Source organism: Psychrobacter sp. PAMC 21119, from assembly GCF_000247495.1.
Taxonomy (GTDB): domain Bacteria; phylum Pseudomonadota; class Gammaproteobacteria; order Pseudomonadales; family Moraxellaceae; genus Psychrobacter; species Psychrobacter glaciei.
Genome location: NZ_AHVZ01000035.1, coordinates 1 through 2,111, shown reverse-complemented (window position 1 = coordinate 2,111; position 2,111 = coordinate 1). Strand labels below are relative to the sequence as shown.

Sequence of the window (2,111 nt, the reverse complement as noted above, 5' to 3'; positions counted from 1 at the left end):
TTTTGCCAATACATGGCGAAATTGTCTACCCTAGAATGACTAGGCGTCAAAAATTTCACTGCGTATTGTCTAAAAAATAGCCGCTGCCAGTTCCACATTTGAATGTTCAATAGACCCTAGTAGACGGAAAAACGAAAGGCTAAACGTGCATTTGAAAATTCAAATATAGCGCTAAGTGTATACAAGTATAACTAAGTTTTGGTTTGGACATTCCAGTTATCAGTCAATTAACTGCACGACTGCCCTTGTCAACCAGCACTTTTGTCCTCATAATGATTATTCCTATAAATCAGCTAGACGATATATAATCATGACAACTACAGCTACCCATAATGCAGATATTGACGACGTGAATATTGAAAAATTTATTCCCTTGATCACTCCTGATGAGCTAAAAACTGAGCTGCCTTTATCAGAAGAAGCCTACAAAACCGTTTTAAAAGGTCGTAACACTATCCAAGATATTTTGGACGGTAAAGACAAGCGTCTGTTTGTAGTCATTGGCCCCTGCTCTATCCACGATATCAAAGCCGCCCACGAATATGCCGATCGCTTAGCTATATTGGCAAAAGAGATCGAAGACAGCATATTTGTTGTGATGCGCGTGTATTTTGAAAAACCACGTACCACGGTCGGCTGGAAGGGTATGATCAACGACCCTGACATGAATGACAGCTTTGATATCGAAAAGGGTCTGCGTACCGCTCGTAAGTTACTGCTTGATTTGAATGAGAAAGGCTTACCTTGCGCGACTGAAGCATTGGATCCAAATACCCCGCAGTACATGCAAGATTTGATCAGCTGGTCAGCAATTGGCGCTCGTACCACTGAAAGCCAAACGCATCGCGAAATGAGCTCTGGCTTATCATGCCCAGTTGGCTTCAAAAATGGTACGGACGGCGGTATGACAGTCGCAGTTAACGCCATGCAAGCGGTTAAAGAAGGCCATAGCTTCTTAGGGCTATCATCAGATGGCAAAGTCTCTATCATCAAATCTAAAGGCAACCCTTACGCCCACGTGGTACTTCGCGGTGGTAATGGCAAGCCTAACTATGATGAGACAGCCGTTGCGCAAGTGGAAAACGAGCTGGCAAAAGGCAAAACCAATAGCAAGATTATGATTGACTCAAGCCATGCCAACTCAGGTAAAGATCCGTACTTGCAGCCGATGGTTATTAATAACGTCGCTGAGCAAATTCAAAATGGTAACAAATCCATTATCGGTATGATGATTGAGAGTCACCTAAAAGGCGGCAGCCAAAAGCTTACTGCTGATTTGAGCCAGCTTGAGTATGGTAAATCTATCACCGATGGTTGCCTAGATTGGGATAGCACAGTCACTGCGTTATACAGTCTACGTGACATGGTAAAAGATGTATTGCCTAACCGTTAATGGCGATTGGCCATAATGAATCATTATTAAGCCACTCAGCAAAAATCCCGTTTGACATAATTATTGTCAAACGGGATTTTTTTATGCTTTAACTTACAAAATTATGTGCTTTTTTAGGGGGTGTCCTCATTTTGAAAACGAGGTGTAATGGACATTTTTCATGCTGACGTAGGGTCTAACGCTATATACTGTCTATATTTCCAAGGAATCAACGCCATGAATCAAAAAACTGCCCTTTTTGTAGTGATAAACACACCAAGAAGAATGGACGTAAGCTTGGCAAACAGCAGTATCAATGTCTAGCTTGCAGGCGGCAGTTTTTAGGTGGCAAAAGACTTAATAACCGAACGCTTTGGACTGAATATACGCAAGGAAAACAGACCTACCAACAACTGGCGGATAAATATCACTGTAGTCTTAAAACCATTCAAAGACGCTTAGATAAAATCAGTATTGAGTATCCAGTTAAACGTCCTAAGACTGCTAATATCATCATGGACACCACTTACTTTGGTCGCAAGTTTGGTTTAATGGTCTCTATGGACAACACCACTAGAACCGTTCTTAATATGCGATAGTCAGTCATGAAACCAATAGTGCTTATAAGCAAGGGATTGATCATCTAGTATCGTTAGGCGTAGATATACAAAGCATCACCTGTGATGGTAGACGAGGACTGAGGACGTTATTCACCCGCACCCCTTGCCAGATGTGCCAG

At 42.1% G+C, this 2,111-nt stretch carries 1 protein-coding gene; it reads left to right on the top strand.

From position 1 onward, the window contains the following. Window positions 1-310 precede the first annotated feature (310 nt). The gene (locus tag RH96_RS11630) at window positions 311-1,393 is read left to right on the top strand and encodes a 3-deoxy-7-phosphoheptulonate synthase (protein ID WP_010201135.1); all 1,083 of its coding nucleotides are present in this window, start codon (window positions 311-313) and stop codon (window positions 1,391-1,393) included. The last annotated feature ends 718 nt before the right edge of the window (window positions 1,394-2,111 follow it).

What these genes read in the sequence shown, in the direction of transcription:
- RH96_RS11630 (WP_010201135.1), top strand. Translation starts at nt 311, where the DNA reads ATGACAACTACAGCTACCCATAATGCAGATATTGACGACGTGAATATT.